Below are 22,941 nucleotides of genomic sequence, written 5' to 3' on the forward strand. Positions count from 1 at the left end.
ATTAAAGTTTATTATATAATTACAATAATCTATGAAAATTAAAATTATATTTTTTTAAATGACACTGGGGGCATTGATGTCAATTGCAAAGCAAGAAATTGTTAGCCTATATAACGAAGTAAAAGATAGTGTGAATCATGCAATCAATGATATTAGTTCAATATCTTTATCAAGTGAGGAGGAGCAGAAACATATCTTACAAATCAAAGATAAATTAAGTGAAATTAGTCAAAGCTTCAATAAAGAGATTGATAGTCTAGAAAAGAACTCAGAATGGGAAAAATTTACTATTGCCTTTTTTGGGGAGACAAATGCTGGAAAAAGTACGATCATTGAGTCCTTGAGGATTATTTTTAAAGAAAAAGAACGCCAAAAACACATTGAAAATGGTCAAGCTTCATTAGATGAGTTGGAAAAAACGTTTTCTGAAAATTCGGGTGCTTTAATTGCAGACTTGAATACAAGTCTGCAAAATTATACGAATGAAATACGAAATATTGAAAGACAAATTACCTTAATCAAAAAAGAAAGTAATTCTTCATTTAATAATAAGATATTTGCTGCAGCTGGGATATTCTTGGGAATCATCCTAACACTGATCTATCAGGCAGTGATTTAGGAGAAATAAGATGACAAATCTGAATAATGATAGATGGTTCTATTTAGATAAAAAACATGAAACTTTAGGTAATTTTAATTCACAACAATTATTAGAGTTATATCAAAGAAAAATTCTTACAAATCGCAGTTATGTTTGGAAAGAAGGTTTTGAAGACTGGAAAAGATTTAAAGATGTACGCCCATCAATTCAGAATCAAGAATTAAAGATTATAGAACAACAGGTTCAAATTGAATCAGTAACTAAAGAAAGTGATTTAAATAGTTCTAAATTAAGCAATTCTAAAATTGTGGAAAAGCAAGAATTAAATAATATCGATTATACAGCTCCATATCGCGTGAATTGGATATCTGAAAATCATAAACAGAATGTAACAAGTTTGACACAGCAAATCGCTGAAAGTTTAGCTTTACAAAAGAGGTTAGAAAGTTTTCGATTATCACCAAATAAACCAGATGGGTTGATTATAGGTACTGGTGAAGCTGACTTTACCAAGGATAACGTTCCTTATGAGTTTACTTATCAAAATAAAACATTCCAGTTGATTGATGTTCCTGGTATTGAAGGAAATGAAGGACGGTATGAGCAGTTTGTAAAAGAAGCAGTAGAAAAAGCTCATTTAGTAATTTATGTAAACGGGACTAATAAGAAGCCTGAAGAACTTACTGCTCGTAAAATCAAAAGTTATCTGAATCAATATGCAAAAATATATGCAGTTTGTAATTTGCGTGGTAAAGCCGATAAATATGATTCAGAAATAGATGAACTAGTTTCATTAAAACATAGCCATAAAGAAATGGATGATGTTTACAATCAGACTTTAATTGTATTAAATCAAGCTGTAGGAGCCGATTTGATAGACGGAGGTACGTGTGTTCAGGGCTTAATGGCATTCTCTTCATTAGCTTACGATCAGAGTGAAGAAGAAACTACAATTTCATCTAGTCGTAAAGATTTAATTGCAACACAAAAGTCATTTATGCGTGACTTTCCTTCATTAGAAAAAATGAAAGAATTTAGTCAAATAGATGAGTTAGAGCAAAAAATAATTTCAAAATTTTCTACGTTTGAAGAGGATATTATTGAAAGTAATAAAAATAAAATCGTTAGAAAAATAGAACAAATTAAAGCTGTTATTCAAGAACAACTAAACGATCATCTGAAATTGCAAACAAAGATTAAGAAGGAGCTTGACGTTGGTCGAGATTCAATTAATCGAGCTTTAAACGATTTTGAAAGTAAGTTATCGAATAAATCTAATAATGCAGTGAGTTCGGCTTTTATTAATATTGCAGATGAAGGATGTTTGATAATTGAAAAATACTTTGGTAACCAAGAACAAATATCTTCAAATATTGAAGATATAGTAGATTATGCAACTCACAATCTTTTCAAAGAATTAGAGAAAATTAAGACAGAAGAAAGTCAGTATTTTCAAGATAATCTACAAGAGATAATACAGAGAATTGGGCGAAGTATTGAACAAGTTCAAATTAATAGTGAATTGGAATATTCTCAAGATCAAGATTTATCAATAAAGTTTTCAAGTGCATCCACGTTTGATGTAAAAACCATAGGAAAAGGCTTAATTGAAATTGGTAGCATGGCGGCATTAGGTGCAAGTATTGGAACAGTATTCCCCGTAATAGGAAATATAGTTGGTGGACTACTAGGTGGATTGCTTGGATTAATTAAAGCCGGCCTAGATTTCTTTCGTAGTGAAAAATCAAAAATTAATAAAGCACAAAGTAAATTTAGGGGAAATGTTGAAAATGAACAATCGGGATTTAAATCCAAGTTGCGAGATACACTGAGTGAAACGACAAGTTCCGTTAGAGATTATGTGGATGTCAACATTATTAAAAAAATCTACATTGAATATGAAAAAATGTGTGATATTGAACGTATTTTGAATGAACAAATAAATAAACTATCGAATTTAAGTAATCAAATTAAGGGGAAGGGTTATGGAACAATTTAAACAATACAATATCCAAAAAGATGATGTGATCTATCAACTTAGCCAGTTAAAAAAATTAGTAGAGCAGCTAGAGGATGTTGGAATTGATTCAACTGATGTATTAAATAAAATTGAAAACTCTATATCTAGCGTAAGGGATGATACGCTTAGAATTGCATTGCTAGGTGCATTTTCTGATGGAAAAACGAGTGTAATTGCAGGTTGGCTGGGCCATGTGATGGATGACATGAAGATCGACAGTGATGAGTCTTCTAATGAGTTAGCAATTTATAAACCAAATCATTTACCTGAAAAATGTGAAATTGTTGATACGCCAGGATTGTTTGGTGATAAGCAACAATTAGATGGGAACGGAAATCTAATTCAATATAGTGATATCACACGAAAGTATATTTCCGAAGCTCATCTAATTTTTTATGTAGTTGATGCGGTGAATCCTCTAAAAGAGAGTCATAAAGATACTGTTAAATGGGTCTTGAGAGATCTAAATAAATTATCCTCCACTGTATTTGTGATCAATAAAATGGATGAGGTTGCAGATTTGAGAGATGAAGATGAATTTGCTCATCATGCTGCTATCAAAAAAGATAATCTACTAGAAAAATTGAAACGTTTTGTTGATCTTACTGCTGCTGAATGTGAAGCAATAAATATTGTGTGTTTGGCATCAAATCCAAATGGGCGAGGTTTAGATTTTTGGCTTGAAAAAAGAGATGTTTATGAAAAACGTTCAAGAATAGGTAATCTAAAAAAATTAACTAATCAGATTCTTACTAATAATACTAAGAAAGATTTAATTAATAAGACAGGAATAGATGTTGTTAAGGATATATTAGTACAAAATTTAACAATGGCACAATCACAATATTCCTCTATCGATGCGTATATAAGTAATACATATCAAGAAATTCAAGTAATAACAAATGATTTAGCTAAGGCTAGAAGAGCTTTTATAGATGCCAAGTTTGATTTGGTCACAGACTTACAATTGAGTGAAAAAAGTTTATTGGGAGCTATTTATGTATTAACACCTGAAGATTTAAAAATCTTTGTTGATGGGGAAATTGGTTATTCAAATAATGATGTGGGCTATAAACTTAGACAGAATATTGAATTAGTTTGCCAAAAACATTTTAATTACGCTGCTGGTATTCTTCAGGATTTGACTATTAAGGTTGAGCATCAGTTATATCAATCTGAACAATACGCAAACTCATTATCTAAAGCTGCTTTTAGCTCTTCTAGCTTTGCATTAAAGCAACTCGGTAAAATGCCTGTAAATACTATTAAAACAACTGTTTTTACTGCCCGGGATCTTCTCAGTAGTATGACTGGTTTATCTTTGAAATTTAAACCTTGGGGAGCAGTAAATTTAGCTACCAATATTGGAAAATGGGCTGGGCCAATTGGAATAGGTATTTCAATATTTTCACAAATTCATGAGCAATATCAAAAACAGAAAGTTGAACAAGAGTTCAATGAAGCTAAAAACCAAATTAACTCTCTAGTAATGGAACATTTTAAAACGGTATACGACTTGTTAAGTAATGATAAAGATGCAATTGCTAATTTTGCTCCTCAATTAGGTGTTTTTCAGCAACTTCTTGACCAACAAAAACAAGATCTTGAAGATTTACAGATACGTAAAGCCAAACTAATTAAGATCTCCGAAGATTTTAAGAAAATTGGTTCTAGTCAACTAATCTCAGCTCAGTTTGAAAAAGCAGTATGAGGTTGTGATGTTATCAAACAAACTTTTTAAGCAGAATTTTTTTACGCTTTATTTCTCAGCTAAGGGGCGAATTAGCCGTAGTCTTTTTTGGAAGTCATTCTTTACAGGCTGTTGTGGAGTTATTGGTTTATTTTTTGTTTTGATAATACTGCAAGGGTTGGGAGTAATTAACGATGCTAGCCTTGGATTTTTAGGGTTAGGCTTATACATACTCGCATATTATGGATTATTTATCTTAACCATTAAGCGATTACATGATTTTAATTTTTCAGGATGGTGGTCAATACCAGCATTAATTCTAATTGTTCCTTTAATTGCTATTGGTTTGACTAGAGAAAAGAAAGGTGAAAATAAATATGGTTATAATGCAATCGAATATGAAAATTCCAGATTGTCGATAAATAAGTCGAATGGCTTACCACCGCCACCACCACCATTAGATAATCCTATAAGTAAAATTATTTTATCTTTAATCATGATATTACCTATTCCAAGCTTGGTCATAGCAGGTTTAACTAATACTTCTCAGATATCTACAAAAGAAGTGAATACAACAGAAAACGATTTACCATTTATATTAGAGCCGGGTGACATATATCAAAAAGTCGAAGCTACAGATGATGTAGAGGCTTATTATATTGTGACTAAAGCGAATGGTATAATTGAGCATTATAGTTTAGATGGTGTATTACAGTGGTCTAATGCTGAAAGTGAAATAGACTTAGAGGAAGAAAAAATAAGTTTTGTTAAAAAACTCTATATAAAAGAAATTTCAGAGAATTCATATCATGTCATAGAGGAGAATTCCTCTTTAGAGTTACGTGAACTGTTCAATCAGCGTGATGCTATCTCCGATAGAAATCAAGGAGAAATGTGTGATTGGGTTGGTCGTGTTTTAGTTCCTGGGAATGGAGATATAACTTTAAATATTAATGATATTCATATTTCCTTATTAAGTAACGGTCTCGTTCGTGCCCTTTTTAAAGCTGATGATGAAAATATTATCAGAGATTTTGATATCCAATGTATTAACGGACAATGTAAAATTCATGATATTTATTACCCTAATAGCTATAAACAAGAGTTAAAGGAGATCGCAGAGAAAAATATCTGTACATCTTTGGACACTAATAATGAAGCAAATAAAATAGTTACGGGTTCTGGATTAGGATATGAGTCAATTGTAGAAGGTTCAGGTAGGATGCCTACAGAGGATTCTATTGTAGTTGTACATTACGAGGGTAAATTGATTGATGGCACAGTGTTTGATAGCTCATATCAACGTGGTCAATATATAGAATTCCCTCTTAATCAAGTTATTCCAGGGTGGACAGAAGGTCTTCAGTTAATGAAAGAAGGGGGTAAAGCTACTTTATATATTCCATCTCATTTAGCATATGGTAAACAAGGAGTACCAGGTACGATCCCACCAAATAGCGAATTAACTTTCGAAGTAGAACTGATTGAAGTTAAATAATACTTAAAGTTTATAATTAAATTGAACTTTAGATAATTATAGATTTTTTTATTTAGTAAAGTATTAAAGGGAATATTATGGAATATTAATACTCCCTTTAATTTTAAAAATTTCGAACGGTCTGCTATATCTTAAATCCTTCTAAACAGTATCCAGAAACTAATTGGATAATTCAGATTCAGCACTTTTTATTGAGTTTATTTTGCAGATGATTCTAGATGCAATTTTCAGTTGAGATGCTAGCCATCAAGCTAAGGTACAAGCTTTACTAAATAGCTAATACAACCTGATACGGTTTAAACCCTGCTAATACAGCTTCGGAAACCAATTGAATAAAAGCATCAGTTTTGCCATAAGCCATCCATTGATCTAAAGCTTCATAGTAGGCCAAGCGATTTTCAACAGTGATAACACATGGTGGATAACCCGCTTTAAGTAATTCGAGATTCATTAATAGACGTGATGTACGTCCATTGCCATCAATGAATGGATGGATACCTACAAAATCCGCATGTACTTTAGCAGCACGTTCTATAGGATGAAGCTTATGTGCTTCCGTGTTATACCAATTGATTAACTGGGCCATCTTGTCATTTAGCAGCGTATAGTCTGGTGGCGTAGTTGTAGCACCTGAAATTAAAACATTTTGTTGACGATAGCGACCTGCATTTTCATCATCAATATTTTTTAGAATGAGTTGGTGAATATTTCGAATCTGCCATTCAGAGAAAGGTTCTTCTTTTCGAATAATATCTTCAACATAGTAGATAGCATTTCTATGGTTGACCGCCTCAAAATGTTCTCGTAATGCTTTGCCACCGACAGTGATACCTTCTAGGACAACTTTTGTTTCAAGTAAGGTAAGTGTATTGCCTTCGATCGCATTTGAGTGATATGTCCAACGTAGAATAAGGTCTTCTTGTAGATTTTTTACAATTGCAGGTGAAAGAGGGCGATGCTGATCTAACTTTGTTTTCAAATCATCAATACTTTCAAACATGATCTTATCCCTGAATGTGTTTTAATGAATGATACATGAAAAAGAAATATCAAAAAATGTAATGATATAGCATCACATTATATTCTTGGGGGGAATGGTAAAATGAGTACAAAAGTTCTGATAATAAATAAGTAGCAGTTTTTAGATTCATGAATATACGAGCATATTCAAAGTTTTATTTGTGGCTTAAATCTACTGCGTATTGTGGGGCAAATTCTAGATCGTCTTTATAGAAGTACTGACATCTTTTGATCCTATGATCATGCTTCAATGTAAACACGGCATATCAGTATTTTAAATTCCAATAACTTAAAAAAATTAGTATCTTATAGGAAAAATTACTTGTCTAATGATACATAAATCAGTTGTGAGTACTATGCTAAATAACGAAAATCAAACTCCAAAAAACAATGGCTTATTAACGATCTATCTATATGACTCTTATTTAAAAGGTTCATTAACCAAGCTAGAAGTTTTTGGGGGGCATACCAATCTCACAGGACAAAATGGCGCAGGGAAAACCTCAGCACTCAATCTTATACCTGTATTTTATGGTGCTAGACCAGATCGGATGATGGATCGATCTGCCAATAAACTCAATTTTACTGATTATTATTTGCCACATGATCGTAGTTTGTTGATTTATGAGTATGCAACACCGCTGGGCATCAATTGTGCCGTGTTCTATCGCCATCCTACCCAAGAGCGACTCTGTACTCGATTTATCCAAGGCGCAGCAGAAAAGACTTTATTAACTCAAGAAAACCTTCAATTCCATGCGGAAAATAATAGTGCTAAGGAGCTATTTTCCCACTTGTATAAACAAGGGGTGAATGTCAGTCTGCAAATAGAACACACCAAGGATTACAAAGCTGTTATTACCAATGAACGGTTTAGATTAAAAGCAAATCCGAAATTGCGAGAGTTGGCAGTACTCTTTTCCTTAGCTGGGCAAAAATTGGAAATTAAACATGTCGGTGATTTAACGCAGATTACCTCAAATAAATTGAATCTCTTAGACAGCTTTAAACAGATGCTAATTGATCTATATTTAGATAGTGAAAGATCTGTGACCAAATTTAAAATCAGTCATGATTTTGCTGAAGTGACGAATGAGCTGCGTGTTTTATATCGATTACAAAAAGAAAAGCCAAAGATTCAAGCAGGGATTGAGCGTAGAACGGTACTTCTCAATACCTATGAAGAGTTGTCAGCATATCAATCACATGTGCAAACATGGAAAATAAACAATGAAGATCAAATTCATCTTTTTGAAACAAACTTAGCTGACCTAAAGCAAAAGTTACAGCGTGATGTAGCTGAACTCAATCAGAAAATTGCTGTAAATAGTACTGAGCTTGCATCTATCGAAGGAAAATTAACGGCATCACAGGCACATTTAAAGCGGATTGTAGATACTGAAACATTTTATAAGCAAAATAATATTTTAAAAAAACAACAGGAGTTTCATCATTTAGCGACTCATGAACAGAACATGCTGGATGCTAAAAACTATTTAAGTGAGCTCGAACAAAATTATCAGGATGTCAAAAATAAATTCAGCCAATTAGAGCTGGAGATACTGAAGCAAAAAGACCGTGATGTTGGTCGTAACACAGAAACTTTAGAACAGCTCGCAAATGAAAAAGAACAGCTCAGCATCAAGCAAAAACAACGAATGGATGAGCTTTTACAAGCCAAACATGCTGAAGAGTTGGATTTTAATCAAAGTCACGAAAAACAACGTTCGGAGTTTGAGGCTAAAATTACCCGCTGTACAACTCGCATTGAAACTGTCATGCGTATGGAGGCAAATGAAGAACAAGAGGACAGTGCTTATCGCGTTGATATTGATTTAAAGAACATCAAAATTCAGAACAAAGACAAAGAAATTAAACAGTACTATCAAAATCAATCTGTTTTACGCGATGAGTATGAACATCTTCGCGAAGAACTGCGTTTAGAAAAACAGAGGTTGCAGCAACTCGAGGCTGAAAAAAAGTCCTTGATCGAATTGATTGAGTCGAATGACACTATTTTACATTTTTTAAATCAAAACCCAGATGTAAATTGGCGTGAACATATTGCAAAAGTCATTCACCCTAAATTACTCGCACGTAAGGATTTAAGTCCGTATTGGGATTTAGAATTAGATGGCTTTGGTAGCTTCTATGGCCTCAACTTAGATCTTGATCAGTTATCTCTTCCGCAGGAAGCAGATTCTTTAGATATCCAAACAGCACGACTTGCTGAAGTATCGCTAAATATAGATGAACTGCATAAAACAGTGCAAAGCTTGGAGATCGCATTTAATAAACTGCATAAAAAGCGTCATGATGCGGAATTGCATACCATCCAGTTCAATACTGAACTCAATGCTTTAAAATCAGAGCTTGAAAGTCTACATATTGAATATCAATCTTTTAAAGATCGTCTGCAATTGGCCATTCAGGAACGCAAACAGGTTGCAGAAGATTTTCTCAGAACAACGCAAAGACAATACGATGAATTCAAACGGACTGTTGAGCAAGAGCGCCAGGCAATTAATGTGAGGTTTTTGCAAGAACGACAACGGATTGAAGATGCCATTCAAGATGAAAAAAATATTTTAACTGAACAGCAAATCGCCTTAAAACAGCAAAATCTTAATATTCAAGAAGATTGCCAGCGTAAGCTGGAAGACTTGAGTGTCATGTATGAAAGTGAGCTGCAACAACGTGGTTTTGATGTGCAAGTACAACGCAATGCGAAGCAAAGATTTGAACAGCTGCGGGATGAATATGAACGTATTAAAAACTATCGCGATGAATTACAGAAATATGCACAGTGGTTAGAAAATGAATATCGATTAAAAGACTATTTGTCAGAGCAAATCAGCGCTTATGAAAAAGAGCTGTATCGAGTTAATTTACAAAAACAAAAATTAAAAGATAAATTAGAGTCTGTGAATCAATTGGCTCAACATGATAGTCAGAAGATCAGTGCAACCATTCGGAGCGTTGAAGCCGAAAATAAAAAACTGACGGCACTTGCTTCCATGCTCGATCAATTATTTGGCGATGTAGAGGCCATTGAGATCAATACAACTGTTGATGTTGCCAAACCAGTTAACTTTGAGATGCTGTGTCGTTATACCGAGGATTTAATCTCACGTCGAGCACAACAATACAAAGAACTCAAACAGTCGGTATATGTGATCATGTCGATCATTCGCCAAGATACGGATCTTGAATTGTATAAATTATGGAAGAGCCGTATTGACCGTTATGGTGCTTTAACAGGTGTTGCCTATGATTTACAGAGTATGTTTGAAATTGAAGAAATGCTCTATCACGATATCCCAAGCCGAGAGGCCTTGATTCGTGCGCAATTCTGTCTAAAAGCCTACAGCTTACGTGATTATGCTGAAGCAGTCTTAAGCTTCAATGCGAAACTGAATAAAGTCTCAAAGGATTTAAATTATAAAACAAACTCGACCAACCCATTCCCAGCGCTCACTGAAATTGAAACGAAATTGGTATCGGTACTTGATGGATTGGATGTGTATGAACAGTTAAAGAGCTATGTCCGAGAGTTGCAAGAATCCAATTTAGAAGATTCGACTTTATTGCCTTCAGAACGACTTATTGAGTCTTATGAGCGTACATACACCGCATTAGAAAGTGCCAAAGTGGATACTAATGATATTCAAACATTAGTCCGTCTACGTATTGGTTATAAGGAAAACGGGCGTACTGTTGTAGTCAATAATGATTCGGATTTGGCACAGGGCAGTAGTACTGGTTTATCTCGGCTCATCATTATCATCATCTTTACTGCTTTAACTCGTGATATGTGCCCTGATCTTAATACTGCGATTCACATGCCTTTAGATGAAATTGGTCAATTTGATACACAAAATACCACGCGCTTATTCCAATTGATGCAGGATCAAAATATACATTTGATTTGTGCGCAACCGGGACTCACAGCCGAGCTGAGTAAGCGATTCAAACATAAGCATGATATTGATCGTAATTTCGGTATCCGTAGATTTGTGGTACAGAAAAGTCTGTTAGCCAATCCCTTATTGGCACATGAAAGCACGCAAAATAATGAGCCAACTCCAGTTGCTGAGGTTGAATGATGATTCCACACCATTTAAAAAGTCAGATCCTGAACGCGCTATTGGCAGGGCGTATTATTAGTGAGTATACGGACAAAGAGTTTTTTGCAATTTTAAGACAAGTACATGCCTTAGAAGAAATCAATACTGCCTTGGCCATGCTAGATAAACGTTGTGTCATGAGTACGCAAAATTCAGCCTACTACTGTGTGTATACACGAGAAAATTTAACGAAAGAAGAAGCAGAGATTGTACGTAAGCAATTTGAAGAAAGTAAATTTAGATTAGAGTTCGTAAGTGCTTGGGCTGAGTTTTGTCGCAGTGAGTTAAGTAAAAATAGTTTGCCAATTCAAAGTGGCGATATTATTTCTTATACCGATTTATTACGTGTAACTGATGAATCGAGTATTGCTAAAGCCAAGCTGGCGGATTTAATTAAACGTATTAAACGAAATACCACCACGATTAAAGATCAACTCAGTTCTGTTTTACAATATTTAGTCGATCATGAATATTTAGTGCCGACGGGAAATAATGGTGTTGCTTATCTAGCGACAGGTAAGTGGTCAGTTCTTTACGATGAGCTTGAGTTTATGTGCTCACATCATCAGCTCTCTTTTGACACACCAGAGCCTGAGCAGGGTGAATTGCTGTGACAGACTTAATCAATTATGCAGAGAAACCAGCAAGAGTCTTATTAAACTACATTGAGCAGATTAGTGAGGCGGTCTATTTTCATAATTCTGGCTTTGTCATTGATGAAAATAATAAAGTAATGCTGGATGCACTCAATAATGCTGAATTGGGCTATTACAACACTGAGAACAACAGTTTCCAGTTGCACAACATCATTATCAATTTTGTCAGCTTTTATAAAAAAAGAAAAATTATCAATAATGCCAAAATGATCAATCAAATTTTGGATGAGATTAAACATGCGACCTATGATTTGGTACAGGCTAAAATAGAAACACCTGAGAGTGTCGACTTGCTTAAACAAGAAATCATCGATTTGGTCATTTCACTGTCAAATGCCATCCATGAAAGCTCTTACAACTTTGCAATTTTAGCAATGCGCGATTTAACTTTATTTAATAACCTAAAGTTACGCATCAAGCGGATTACACGTCATATCGCAGTGGTCAATGAGCTATTGTCCGTGCATGGGGTTTTATCGCATAGTGAAATGATTAAACTGGCTGTGGGAGATAAAGACTTAGAGCATTCGATTCGGCACTATCTCATGCCAGTATTTCGTCAGAGTAAAATTGATCTGATTGATAGTCTTGGAAAACTTGAAAAGCAACTTTTTGAATGGAAGCAAGAAGAGGTCTATCAACGACAAAACAATATGATAGATGCTTGGCTGAAATACTGTCAGCAACATGCATCTATCCGCGATGATGTAGATATTTATGACCTACCAGATAGCTTTTATCGTATTCCGCGTAAAGATTTGGTTTGCCGAGCTGATTTAAATCAGCTCACGGATGACTTAGTCGAGATCAGTACTGGAGTAATGAAGAAAGCATTGCAGGATCAGCAAATACTTGAGCAAAAGGCTGAGCAAGTCCTAGAGACGGTCATTACGAAAGAAGAGATTATGACTCAACAAGAATCACCGCTTGAAATTGCACTGAATCATTTCTTTGAAGCACTTATGCCAGCTCAGACAGGTGGGTATCAAACTTTGGATGCAAGGTCGACTTTTGAAAAATTATCACCAGACTGTGAGTTAGATTATTGGGTCAGTAGTTTGGTGTCCTGCTGTCGTAATGATTATCCACAAGACTTAAAGATCGAATTTATCGAAGAGATTGATCCAGTATTTACTGGTAATAGTCAGGTCACCAATGTGGTCATTTCTAGAGTGGAACGCTCATGATGAATGGTAAACAGTTAAATGTAATTAAACATGCCATTCAGTCTAAAAAGAAAGTGGTAGAACTGAACCAGACATGGCTCATGCTCAATCAGGACTTTCAAGTGGGTGTTAAACAGGGACGAGAGTTGCTCTTAAGTCATCGTGATTATGAGATGCTCACAGCAATTTATCAGCGTCATATCAAAGTTGCACCATCAGTGAATATCACACTTCAGCAAGATCGTATGACCTTGGTGGATTATTTGAAAGATGAAAAAGTTGGTGGATTTAACGTATTTGCAGATCAATTGGTCTTTGCATCGGTATCAACTGATTTACCATTAAAAACAGGTAAGGCGACGATTGCTTTTGCGGGGATGTTAGCGACTACACAGATTGAAAACCTTGATATACCGGCAATACAGCGCATCATTATTATTGAGAATGGTGCCATGATGAGTCGGGTATTTGATTGGTATATGCAGTTACCTATTGAATGGCAGTCGAGCCTGTTTGTTTATCGTGGGCATGGCAGCAACATTAAAACGGTAGTCAAATTACTAAAACAAGTATCGATGAGTTGCTTGGTAGCTTTTTATGGTGATTTTGATCCTTATGGGATTAATATTGCCTCTCATTTTTATAAAATCCGCCCTTTAGCACTGATCGTACCGTATATTTGGAAGGAAATTAGAGCAACTCACATCGATAACAATATACATAAATACATGAAGCAGATTGTTCAGAGTCGTGATCTCGCCGTTGATCAAGAAGAACCTATAGTTTTAAGAGAGCTATTTCATCACATTAAAACGAACCAAATTGCGATTATGCAGGAGAATGTAAATCGAATAGGACGTTTGATGGTTCTGTATTAATCCTATTTCTGGATAGGGCTATGGCTGCTTTAGCTTGAACAGATGACAATTTCAATACAACATCTTTGGCTCATAGGCATGCTGGGGTATCGTAGTTTATGTTACAATATCCGCATATAAATATGTTTTGTTACATATAAAAAGAAGAAAAGTTCCCGAGTTCAATTTCCTTTTCCGCAGGGATGTCCTTGTACACAGTATGTACAATCTATTTTTTCCAAACAAATAAAAGTTAATAAAAACATTGTTTTATATTTGAGTTAGCCGGACGCCATCTCCACCAAAATTCTTGTTACAAATCAGCCACTAATATTAAGTGGTTTTTTTATTGCCAAATTTTCTTCCAAGAATGTTCAATCTCAAGCAATTGAGATTGAACTCCTCATGCTTTATTTAGAAATCTTCAATTTCTCTAATTTTTATTTGAAATAATATTTAATAGTCTTTAAGGGATTCACAAAAAACAATAATCTTGGATGAGCAAAAAGCTTAAGCATCTCTTAATACAGCTTTTCCATTTTGCAGAGGAACAGTACAAGATCAGTTCTGATCAAGCTCGGCATAAAGAGGTTGTTAGATAAATTTGGGGCATAAAATCACATGATCTGCTTCAGCATGCAGTTAAATATACAAAAAGGTGTATGACCTCTTTTTATCGTGACTATGTGTATTGCCTAAGATTACGAAAATTGTCTAAAACAAAACGTATGGACTTTAGTCTATTCTTAAATGAGATAGAGTATGAAGTTCTGATTCGAAATCAGGGATTTTCTTATAGGTAATACGTCTAAATTAATCAATAAAACTTCATAATAAAACCTAGTGCAGAAGAATTGCTGAGCTAGGGAGAATGTATTTTAATCTTGCTGATGTTTTTTAAGATTCTGAAAACAGCTCGAAAAAAATACGTCTTAACCATTCCACATTTGAATTATTGTGTGAGCGAGAATGCCAATATTGTTTCACGCTATAACTTGGGAATGTATAGGGTGGTTTAAAGATTTTAATATCACCCCGTGATTCAAGAAATTCACTTAAATAACGCGGTACAGTGGCAATGGCATCGGTGGTTTTAATAATTGGACCGACCCCTAAATAACCGGGTAGCTGCATCAAAATATTGCGACTCACACCTAATTTTTGTAATTCATTTCTCACAATGTAATGCCCGCCAGTGCCCATAATATCAATATGAAGTTCACGGCAATAATCTTCTTGGGTCAGCATTTCATGATTCAGCCTTGGATGGAATGGACTGCAAATCACGGTATATTCTTGTTTGAAAAGCGTTTGTTGATAAAACCCTGCTTCAATTTGAGGAATAAATCCAATCGCAAGATCAATTTTCCCTTCAGCCATTTTCGTAGGTGTATCCGCATCAATTGGCACAATACTTAAACGAATATTGGGAGCATTTTCTCGTAAATAATTAACCAATTGGGGGAGCAGCACCAAGTGACTAATATCGGTCATGCTGATCTTAAATTCGTAATTTGATGTTGTAGGATCAAAATCGACATTGTATTGATTAATCAGTTTTAGATGATTTAAGCATTCTACCGTAATAGGATAAATCGCTTTGGCAAGATCGGTCGGTTCCATATTATTACCGACACGAACAAATAATGGATTATTAAAATGTTCACGTAATTTATTTAAGCCAATACTTAATGTGGATTGTCCCGTGCCTAATGAAGCTGCTGCCTTTGAGACACTTTTATGGCGGTAAATCTCATAAAAAATTTGTATAAGTCGTGAATCAATATCCATCTGCGTCATCATACTGTATTGATTTTATCAATATAGCCTATTCATTTCGGGCTATATATACAAGGTTTTGCTGTTGATAAATTGAGCCAAATGAAGGGTGGACGAGCAATTTTTAGCTAAAAATTGCTTTTACAAAACTGGAAGAGGCTGAAAGATGGAACAACTTGCAACATTAGAAGATTTACCGAAAGAGTATGTGTCAACTCTGACGCAATCAAATCTTGTCCCGCTTTGGCCGAGTCTACGTAATGTATTACCGCCGAATCAGCCCATCCCGCAAACACAAGCAACAGCTTGGCATTTTAAAGATATTAAGCCGCTTTTATTACAAGCAGGCGAATTAACACCAATTGAAAAAGCTGAACGTCGTGTATTGGTACTGGCGAATCCCGGTCATGGTTTAGAAAACATGAAGGCAACATCGTCTATTTATTTGGGTATGCAATTGCTACTACCGAATGAATGGGCACCTTCACATCGTCATACACCAAATGCAGTTCGCTTAATTGTTGAAGGCACAGGGGCATATACCACAGTTGAAGGTCAAAAATGCACGATGGAGCATGGTGATTTGATCTTAACGCCATCAGGCTTATGGCATGAACATGGTCATGATGGCGATGAACCTGTGATCTGGCTCGATGTTCTCGATTTACCTTTGGTTTACTACATGGAAGCATCGTTCGTTGAAGGCGGAGATGTCCAAGAAGTCAAAGGAACGGATCGTGGTCATCGCTATGCTAAGGGCATCGTTCCGACTGTGCATTTTGTGCGTGAAAACTCAGGTTATCCACTGCTTCGTTACTCTTGGAAAGATGCAAAACAAGTATTGGATGCTTTAGCCGCTGATGCCGCGCACCAAGGTCCTGCACAAATTAGCTATGTGAATCCTGAAACAGGTGAAGACTGCCAAAAAATTATTGGTTATTCAGCGATTCGTTTAGCGCCGAAAGAAGTGGTTCAATTGGAACGTCGTTCAGCCGCGCAAGTTTTTCATGTCATTGAAGGTCAGATGCACATCGACATCAATGCAAATACCTATGAATTATCACGTTCTGATACCGCATGTGCACCTTGTTTTGCACAAATTGATTTAATCAATAATGGTGATGAACCCGCTTATATTTTTGTTGCTGATGAAGCGCCTTTACAGAAGAAGTTAGGGCTTTATTCAACACGTGCACGTATCTAAAGTTTTGGAAGGAATCAAGATGTCTATCGATCAACGTCCTATTTTAATTGCTGGTGGTGGTATTGGTGGTTTTGCTGCAGCATTGGCTTTGGCGAAACAAGGTTTCACCGTTAAAGTTTTAGAGCAAGCCCCTGAAATTGGTGAAATTGGCGCGGGTATTCAGTTAGGGCCAAATGCCTTCAACGCTTTCGATGCGCTTGGTATTGGTGATCGCGCACGTGGTCGTGCAGTTTATACCGATTATATGGTCATGCATGATGCCATCGATGAATATTGTGTCGGTCGTATTGATACGGGTGAAGACTTCCTAAAACGCTTCGGCAACCCTTACGCAGTAATTCATCGTGCTGACATTCACACCTCATTGGTGGAAGGTGCACAGGAAAATGGTGATATCGAAATCATTACCGACTGTCGTATTGTTGCGGTTGATCAGGATGAAAACAGCGTGACTGTGATCGACCATAAAGGCAATAGCTACACAGGTCAGGCATTAATTGGTGCGGACGGTGTGAAATCGGTGATTCGTGAGAAATACGTGGGTGATCCAGCACTGGTCACCGGTCATGTGGTTTACCGAGCTGTTGTGCCACGCGAAGAATTCCCAGAAGATTTACAGTGGAATGCCGCAAGTATTTGGGTCGGTCCAAACTGTCACCTCGTGCATTATCCACTGCGTGGTGGTGAAGAATACAACGTGGTGGTGACGTTCCACAGTCGTGAGCAAGAAGAATGGGGCGTAAAAGACGGCTCTAAAGAAGAAGTTTTATCTTACTTCCAAGAAATCTGTCCGAAAGCACGTCAGCTCATTGAACTGCCAAAATCATGGCGTCGTTGGGCAACTGCTGATCGTGAACCTATTGATGTATGGAGCTATGGTCGTATTACATTATTGGGCGATGCAGCGCATCCTACGACGCAATATATGGCGCAAGGTGCATGTATGGCGATGGAAGATGCAGTAACGCTTGGTGAAGCATTACGCGTATGCGAAAAAGATATTCACAAAGCCTTTGCTTTATACCAAAAAGCGCGTGTCGCACGTACTGCTCGTATCGTATTGTCTTCACGTGAAATGGGTAAAATTTATCATGCCAAAGGCGTACAACGCATGGTGCGTAACGACTTATGGCGTAACCGTCCAAGTGAACGTTTCTACGATGCAATGGAGTGGCTGTACAGCTGGAATGTGAATAACTGTCTAAGCGCAGCAAATTACTACACGGGTCAAGCGACTGATGCAGCAGCTGAACACACAGGAGATGCCGCATGAAAATGTATGGTTTCTTCCGTAGTGGCACCTCACACCGTTTACGCATTGCCCTCAATCTTAAAGGTTTGAGCTACGAACAGGTATCGGTGTCTTTGGCTAAAAACCAACATCATGAAGATGTATTTAAGGCATTAAACCCGCAAGGTTTTGTACCGGTTTTAGAAACAGAACAAGGTGTGTTGACGCAGAGCCCTGCAATTCTAGAGTGGTTAGAAGAGGTTTATCCTGAAACTGCACTATTGCCTGAAGGTGCATTTGAAAAAGCTAGAGTACGTGCTTTAGCGGCATTGGTGGGTTGTGATATTCATCCGATCAATAACAAACGTGTACTCGAATACTTACGTAAAAACTTACAGCAAGATGAAACACACGTATTGGCATGGTGTGCTGAATGGATTTCAAAAGGTTTTGCAGCCTTAGAAACAATTTTAGCCAAAGATACAACACGTGAAAACTTCTGCTACGGCAATACAGCAACTTTGGCGGATGTATATCTCATTCCGCAAGTGTATTCAGCAAAACGCTTCAATGTGGATTTATCCGCTTACCCAACTATTGTTTCGATTTATGAGCACTGTATGCAATTGCCTGCCTTCCAACAGGCAGATCCTGCACAACAGTCAGATGCAATTTAAAGATTTAACCTAAGAAATTAAGACAAGGAAATAGATATGTCATTTGTTTTTGAACCCATTGAAACAGCAGCTCTCCCGATTGTAGATTCTGAGCAACAGTATCCAGTTCGTCGTGTGTACTGTGTCGGTCGTAACTATGCAGCGCATGCACGTGAAATGGGCTTCGATCCAGATCGTGAACCGCCATTCTTCTTCTGCAAACCAAATGACAAAGAATCCATTGTTGCTGTTCCTGCAAACCAAGCGGTTGATCTTCCTTACCCAACACAAACCAATAATTACCATTATGAAATCGAATTAGTGGTTGCGATTGGTAAAGACGGTAAAGATATTTCGGTAGAAGATGCGAAAGATTACATCTTTGGTTATGCCGTTGGTCTAGATATGACACGTCGTGATTTACAAATGGGCATGCGTGAAAAAGGTCGTCCTTGGGAAATTGGTAAAGCGTTTGATTACTCTGCACCGATTGGTCCAATTCACCCAATCGCTGCAACAGGTGAAATCAACCAAGCTGACATTCACTTAACCGTAAACGGTAAAACTGAGCAACGTAGTGACGTCAGCCACCTGATTTGGGATGTGTCAGAAACTATCGCAAACTTATCAACATTGTTTGAATTAAAAGCAGGTGATTTGATCTTCACTGGTACACCAGAAGGTGTGGGTGCTGTGGTAAAAGGTGACGTTATGCGTGCTGAAATCGCGGGCTTAACAGGCATCACTGTAAATGTAATCTAACATTTACATCATCAAAGATGGCTGAACAATCAAAACAATAAGCCATCTTTGATTGCTAAGTAATGCAAAGACGTAGGGATACGTTTTTTTCATGAGGGTATCGTATGTCTCAAATTCAAAATACCGTTGATGTGCAGAGTTTCATTGATGGTAATCCACTCTCACGCGCTCAAAAAATGATTATGTGGCTGTGTTTTATCATTGTCGCCATTGATGGTTTTGATACCGCAGCCGTTGGTTTTATTGCACCAGCGCTAAAAGCTGAATGGGCGCTTGAAGCAACAGGGCTCGCGCCACTGTTTGGTGCGGGCTTATTTGGTTTAATGGCGGGTGCTTTATTCTTCGGTCCATTAGCAGATAAGTTCGGTCGAAAAACCATTTTAATCGGTTCGATTTTAGTGTTTGGTTTTGCCAGTGTCATTGCAGCCTACAGCTCAGATATGAATTCACTGATTATTTGGCGTTTTATCACTGGGTTAGGGCTAGGCGGCGCAATGCCAAATGCGATTACATTAACCTCTGAATATAGTCCGACACGCCGTCGTTCTAATTTAGTGACGTTAATGTTCTGTGGCTTTACCATTGGTTCGGCATTAGGTGGAATTCTATCCGCACAGTTATTACCGACGGTCGGGTGGCGAGGGATTTTGCTGATTGGTGGTATTGCACCCTTAGCGACCATTCCTTTTTTGATGATATTCCTTCCTGAATCTTTACGTTTCTTGGTCTTAAAAAACAGAGCCAAAGAGAAGATTGATAAAATTGTCCGCTCGATTGCACCACATGTAAAAACTGTTCCTCATTTGGTTCCAACACAGAATGAAACCAATAATGCGGGGATTCGTGATTTATTTAGTCGTCAATATGCGCTCGGTACATTCTTAATTTGGTGTACTTTCTTCATGAGTTTGTTGATTATCTATCTCATTTCGAGCTGGATGCCAACGATGCTGACCAATCACGGCTTTAACCTTGAAAATGCCTCATGGGTGACTTCAGTCTTCCAAATTGGCGGCACGATCGGTGCAATTGTGATTGGTTACTTAATGGATAAGAAAGATGCAACCAAAGTACTGAGCATTGCTTATGTATTAGGTGCAGTTTTCCTTGTCTGCCTTGGTTTTGGTATCGAAAATGCCATGATGCCATTACTGTTGTTGGGTATGTTTGGTGTCGGTGTGGGGATTAGTGGCTCACAAGTGGGTGTTAATGCATTCTCTTCTAGCTTCTATCCAACGCATTGCCGTGCGACGGGTGTAAGTTGGGCGAATGCTGTGGGTCGTTCAGGTTCTGTGGTGGGTTCAATTATTGGTGGTTGGTTAATGTCATTAAACCTATCAACCTTTGAGATCTTGTCGCTATTGGCTATCCCTGCCGTTTTTGCAGCCTTTGCACTGTTCATGATTAAACGCATGAAGCAAAAAGCCGCACAATCGACTTATGCAGTTGCTGAGTCTTAATTAGAAAAAATAGCATCATGAATCATAAAAAGTTGGGCGATATGCCCAACTTTTTACATTTGAATAATAACGTTTTAAGCTCTCTTTTCTTCGTTTTTTTAATTCCATATTTTTAATTTTTATTGAGTAATTGAAGTGTTGAATCTTATCTAAATAAAGACACGAATATTTCAAACGCTTTGGAATAAATTATTGAGGAAAGATAGAGCATTTTTGAATGATGAAAGAACTCTGTCTTAAAAAAGCACTGAATATTCAGTGCTTTTTCAATATATGCAACTTACTTATTTTGCTCATAATCTTGAATCACTTCAAGCGCAGCACGAAACGCTTCTTGAGTTGCAGGCGCACCGCAGTACGGTAGGCTATGCAGTAACACTTCCTGAATTTCTTCAACCGTCGCACCATTATTCAGTGCACCACGTACATGTCCCTTGAGTTCTGTTGGGCTTTTTTGCGCGGTTAAAAAAGCAATGGTAATCAGTGAGCGGTATTTGCGTGGTAATACACCTTCACGTTGCCACGTTGAGCCCCAAGCATGTTCATTAATCCAATTTTGCAAAGGCTCAGTAAAAGGCACAGTATTGTCTTGTGCACGTTTCACAAAACTTTCGCCCATGACTTCCTTACGTACTTTTAGTCCATTTTCAAAATCTTGTTGTGACATAGTTTAACCCTCTAAGATGTTCATTATTATTGGTAGTGATTATCTCAGTTTTGGCTGAAAAAATGATTTATCCTTTAGCCTTAATCGATCCGTTCGAAACGTCAAATTTCATATTTAAAAGTAGCGATGTAAATATTAAGGTGTAAAAAAGCAGCCTAAGCTGCTTTTTAAAATACACGAATTAAACTGCGACAAGGTCAGTGGTAATCAACTCAACACCTGATGCCGCTTGAATTTGTTCAAGAGTGACATCTTTTGCAAGCTCAATCACTTTCACGCCTTCGGCAGTAATGTCCATGACGCCAAGTTCAGTAATGATACGATTTACGACGCCTTGACCTGTAAGTGGTAGAGCACAGTTTTTCACAACTTTTGGACTGCCGTCTTTTGCCGCATGTTCCATCAGTACCACGACTTTTTGCACACCTGCAACCAAGTCCATTGCACCGCCCATGCCTTTGACTTTTTTACCTGGAATCATCCAGTTGGCAAGGTCGCCCTTTTCAGACACTTCCATCGCCCCTAAAATCGCAATATTGACATGACCACCACGGATCATGGCAAATGATTCAGAGCTCGAAAAAAATACTGCGCCTTTACGTGCAGTCACGGTTTGTTTACCTGCATTGATCAAGTCAGCATCAACAGTTTCAGCCGTTGGAAATTCATCAATACCGAGTAGACCATTTTCAGACTGTAGCCATACATTGATATTTTCCGGAATATAGTTGGCAACCAGTGTCGGTAAACCAATCCCGAGATTCACATAGAAACCATCTTCAAGTTCAAGCGCGGCACGTTGTGCCATTTCATTGCGTGTCCAAGCCATGATTTATGCCTCCGCCTTTAACGTCATTTGTTCAATACGCTTTTCAGGTGTTGCATTCAAGACAATACGATTGACATAAATACCGGGTAAATGGATGTCGTCAGGATCGATCTCACCAATTTCAACCACTTGCTCCACTTCAACCACAGTGAACTTGCCTGCAACAGCGCATTCAGGATTAAAGTTGCGTGCCGTTTTACGGAACACTAAATTACCCGCTTTATCCGCTTTATAGGCTTTTACCAAAGCCACATCAGCGGTTAAGGTATTCTCGAGAATATATTCTTTACCATCAAAAATACGACTTTCTTTACCTTCGGCAATAAGTGTACCCACACCTGTTTGGGTGTAGAACGCAGGAATGCCTGCACCGCCTGAGCGAAGCTTTTCAGCCAAAGTCCCTTGAGGGGTCAGTTCAACTTCAAGTTCACCGCTTAAGTATTGGCGTTCAAATTCTTTGTTTTCACCGACATACGATGAAATCATTTTTTTGATTTGCTTGGTTTGCAGTAATTTACCCAAACCAAAATCATCGACACCGGCATTGTTGGAAATACAGGTGAGGTTTTTAACGCCTGTGTCTTTTAGAGCGTCAATCAAGGCTTCTGGAATACCGCATAAACCAAAACCGCCTACTGCGAGTGTTTGACCATCGGCAACAATGCCTTCAAGTGCTTCATTTGCACTTGCAACCAATTTATTCACGTGTTTAATCCTT

17 protein-coding genes and 2 pseudogenes are annotated in these 22,941 nt (G+C 37.2%); 14 read left to right on the top strand and 5 right to left on the bottom strand.

The features are described from left to right. Positions 1-76 precede the first annotated feature (76 nt). From GFH30_RS03290 to GFH30_RS13405, 5 genes and pseudogenes are all read left to right on the top strand, one after another. Positions 77-619 carry a kinetochore Spc7 family protein gene (locus GFH30_RS03290; RefSeq protein ID WP_153370884.1) on the top strand — a complete coding sequence of 181 codons (543 nt, stop codon included), beginning with the start codon at positions 77-79 and terminating at the stop codon, positions 617-619. Positions 620-629: 10 nt separating this feature from the next. Next, positions 630-2,600: a GYF domain-containing protein gene (locus GFH30_RS03295; RefSeq protein WP_153370885.1), complete on the top strand. Its 1,971-nt coding sequence runs from the start codon at positions 630-632 to the stop codon at positions 2,598-2,600. Continuing rightward, a complete protein-coding gene (locus tag GFH30_RS03300; RefSeq protein WP_153370886.1) occupies positions 2,587-4,332 on the top strand; it encodes a LeoA/HP0731 family dynamin-like GTPase in 1,746 nt (581 codons plus the stop codon). The genes GFH30_RS03295 and GFH30_RS03300 overlap by 14 nt, the downstream gene beginning before the upstream one ends. A gap of 7 nt (positions 4,333-4,339) precedes the next feature. Beyond that, a pseudogene (locus GFH30_RS13400) lies at positions 4,340-4,681 on the top strand (DUF805 domain-containing protein); the annotation flags it as partial. Between the two features lie 804 nt (positions 4,682-5,485). Continuing rightward, positions 5,486-5,809: pseudogene (locus tag GFH30_RS13405) on the top strand (FKBP-type peptidyl-prolyl cis-trans isomerase); the annotation flags it as partial. 268 nt (positions 5,810-6,077) lie between these two features. Here GFH30_RS13405 and GFH30_RS03315 read toward each other — a convergent pair. Further along, a complete protein-coding gene (locus tag GFH30_RS03315; RefSeq protein ID WP_067728749.1) occupies positions 6,078-6,809 on the bottom strand; it encodes a Fic family protein in 732 nt (243 codons plus the stop codon). 376 nt (positions 6,810-7,185) lie between these two features. Here GFH30_RS03315 and GFH30_RS03320 point away from each other — a divergent pair, with 376 nt between their 5' ends. From GFH30_RS03320 to GFH30_RS03335, 4 genes are read left to right on the top strand one after another with little or no spacing between them, the layout of a single operon-like run. Beyond that, on the top strand, positions 7,186-10,935 hold the full coding sequence (locus GFH30_RS03320; RefSeq protein WP_171501028.1) for an ATP-binding protein: 3,750 nt from the start codon (positions 7,186-7,188) through the stop codon (positions 10,933-10,935). Next, positions 10,932-11,570: a hypothetical protein gene (locus tag GFH30_RS03325; protein WP_153370889.1), complete on the top strand. Its 639-nt coding sequence runs from the start codon at positions 10,932-10,934 to the stop codon at positions 11,568-11,570. The genes GFH30_RS03320 and GFH30_RS03325 overlap by 4 nt, the downstream gene beginning before the upstream one ends. Continuing rightward, positions 11,567-12,799: a hypothetical protein gene (locus GFH30_RS03330; RefSeq protein ID WP_067728755.1), complete on the top strand. Its 1,233-nt coding sequence runs from the start codon at positions 11,567-11,569 to the stop codon at positions 12,797-12,799. The genes GFH30_RS03325 and GFH30_RS03330 overlap by 4 nt, the downstream gene beginning before the upstream one ends. Next, positions 12,796-13,656 (top strand): DUF7281 domain-containing protein, encoded by an 861-nt coding sequence (locus GFH30_RS03335; RefSeq protein WP_153370890.1) that lies wholly within the window; start codon positions 12,796-12,798, stop codon positions 13,654-13,656. The genes GFH30_RS03330 and GFH30_RS03335 overlap by 4 nt, the downstream gene beginning before the upstream one ends. An 876-nt stretch (positions 13,657-14,532) precedes the next feature. Here GFH30_RS03335 and GFH30_RS03340 read toward each other — a convergent pair. Then, positions 14,533-15,426 (bottom strand): LysR family transcriptional regulator, encoded by an 894-nt coding sequence (locus tag GFH30_RS03340; RefSeq protein WP_153370891.1) that lies wholly within the window; start codon positions 15,424-15,426, stop codon positions 14,533-14,535. 154 nt (positions 15,427-15,580) lie between these two features. On the opposite strand from GFH30_RS03340, the gene GFH30_RS03345 reads away from it, so the two are divergent. The 5 genes from GFH30_RS03345 to GFH30_RS03365 all read left to right on the top strand — a co-directional run bounded on the left by GFH30_RS03345 (position 15,581) and on the right by GFH30_RS03365 (position 20,727). Further along, positions 15,581-16,618 carry a cupin domain-containing protein gene (locus GFH30_RS03345; RefSeq protein ID WP_153370892.1) on the top strand — a complete coding sequence of 346 codons (1,038 nt, stop codon included), beginning with the start codon at positions 15,581-15,583 and terminating at the stop codon, positions 16,616-16,618. A 19-nt stretch (positions 16,619-16,637) separates the two neighbouring features. After that, positions 16,638-17,891 (top strand): 3-hydroxybenzoate 6-monooxygenase, encoded by a 1,254-nt coding sequence (locus GFH30_RS03350; RefSeq protein ID WP_153370893.1) that lies wholly within the window; start codon positions 16,638-16,640, stop codon positions 17,889-17,891. Continuing rightward, positions 17,888-18,526: a maleylacetoacetate isomerase gene (gene maiA / locus GFH30_RS03355; RefSeq protein ID WP_153370894.1), complete on the top strand. Its 639-nt coding sequence runs from the start codon at positions 17,888-17,890 to the stop codon at positions 18,524-18,526. Before GFH30_RS03350 ends, maiA begins: the two co-directional genes overlap by 4 nt. A gap of 36 nt (positions 18,527-18,562) precedes the next feature. Then, positions 18,563-19,267, top strand: a complete 705-nt coding sequence (locus tag GFH30_RS03360; RefSeq protein WP_153370895.1) for a fumarylacetoacetate hydrolase family protein — start codon at positions 18,563-18,565, stop codon at positions 19,265-19,267. A 104-nt stretch (positions 19,268-19,371) separates the two neighbouring features. Further along, positions 19,372-20,727 carry an MFS transporter gene (locus tag GFH30_RS03365; protein ID WP_153370896.1) on the top strand — a complete coding sequence of 452 codons (1,356 nt, stop codon included), beginning with the start codon at positions 19,372-19,374 and terminating at the stop codon, positions 20,725-20,727. A gap of 280 nt (positions 20,728-21,007) precedes the next feature. On the opposite strand, the gene GFH30_RS03370 is transcribed toward GFH30_RS03365, so the two are convergent. The 3 genes from GFH30_RS03370 to GFH30_RS03380 form a co-directional block, all read right to left on the bottom strand. Beyond that, on the bottom strand, positions 21,008-21,394 hold the full coding sequence (locus tag GFH30_RS03370) for a carboxymuconolactone decarboxylase family protein (protein WP_153370897.1): 387 nt from the start codon (positions 21,392-21,394) through the stop codon (positions 21,008-21,010). Positions 21,395-21,575: 181 nt separating this feature from the next. Beyond that, entirely contained in the window at positions 21,576-22,223 is a 648-nt protein-coding gene (locus GFH30_RS03375) for a 3-oxoacid CoA-transferase subunit B (protein WP_153370898.1), read from the bottom strand. 3 nt (positions 22,224-22,226) lie between these two features. Next, positions 22,227-22,928 carry a CoA transferase subunit A gene (locus GFH30_RS03380; protein WP_153370899.1) on the bottom strand — a complete coding sequence of 234 codons (702 nt, stop codon included), beginning with the start codon at positions 22,926-22,928 and terminating at the stop codon, positions 22,227-22,229. Positions 22,929-22,941: the final 13 nt, after the last annotated feature.

It is taken from the genome of Acinetobacter wanghuae (genome assembly GCF_009557235.1).
Lineage (GTDB): Bacteria > Pseudomonadota > Gammaproteobacteria > Pseudomonadales > Moraxellaceae > Acinetobacter > Acinetobacter wanghuae.

What these genes read in the sequence shown, in the direction of transcription:
- GFH30_RS03325 (WP_153370889.1), top strand. Translation starts at nt 10,932, where the DNA reads ATGATGATTCCACACCATTTAAAAAGTCAGATCCTGAACGCGCTATTG.
- GFH30_RS03360 (WP_153370895.1), top strand. Translation starts at nt 18,563, where the DNA reads ATGTCATTTGTTTTTGAACCCATTGAAACAGCAGCTCTCCCGATTGTA.
- GFH30_RS03295 (WP_153370885.1), top strand. Translation starts at nt 630, where the DNA reads ATGACAAATCTGAATAATGATAGATGGTTCTATTTAGATAAAAAACAT.
- maiA (WP_153370894.1), top strand. Translation starts at nt 17,888, where the DNA reads ATGAAAATGTATGGTTTCTTCCGTAGTGGCACCTCACACCGTTTACGC.
- GFH30_RS03315 (WP_067728749.1), bottom strand. Translation starts at nt 6,809, where the DNA reads ATGTTTGAAAGTATTGATGATTTGAAAACAAAGTTAGATCAGCATCGC.
- GFH30_RS03375 (WP_153370898.1), bottom strand. Translation starts at nt 22,223, where the DNA reads ATGGCTTGGACACGCAATGAAATGGCACAACGTGCCGCGCTTGAACTT.
- GFH30_RS03365 (WP_153370896.1), top strand. Translation starts at nt 19,372, where the DNA reads ATGTCTCAAATTCAAAATACCGTTGATGTGCAGAGTTTCATTGATGGT.
- GFH30_RS03350 (WP_153370893.1), top strand. Translation starts at nt 16,638, where the DNA reads ATGTCTATCGATCAACGTCCTATTTTAATTGCTGGTGGTGGTATTGGT.
- GFH30_RS03335 (WP_153370890.1), top strand. Translation starts at nt 12,796, where the DNA reads ATGATGAATGGTAAACAGTTAAATGTAATTAAACATGCCATTCAGTCT.
- GFH30_RS03320 (WP_171501028.1), top strand. Translation starts at nt 7,186, where the DNA reads ATGCTAAATAACGAAAATCAAACTCCAAAAAACAATGGCTTATTAACG.
- GFH30_RS03340 (WP_153370891.1), bottom strand. Translation starts at nt 15,426, where the DNA reads ATGGATATTGATTCACGACTTATACAAATTTTTTATGAGATTTACCGC.
- GFH30_RS03345 (WP_153370892.1), top strand. Translation starts at nt 15,581, where the DNA reads ATGGAACAACTTGCAACATTAGAAGATTTACCGAAAGAGTATGTGTCA.
- GFH30_RS03300 (WP_153370886.1), top strand. Translation starts at nt 2,587, where the DNA reads ATGGAACAATTTAAACAATACAATATCCAAAAAGATGATGTGATCTAT.
- GFH30_RS03370 (WP_153370897.1), bottom strand. Translation starts at nt 21,394, where the DNA reads ATGTCACAACAAGATTTTGAAAATGGACTAAAAGTACGTAAGGAAGTC.
- GFH30_RS03290 (WP_153370884.1), top strand. Translation starts at nt 77, where the DNA reads ATGTCAATTGCAAAGCAAGAAATTGTTAGCCTATATAACGAAGTAAAA.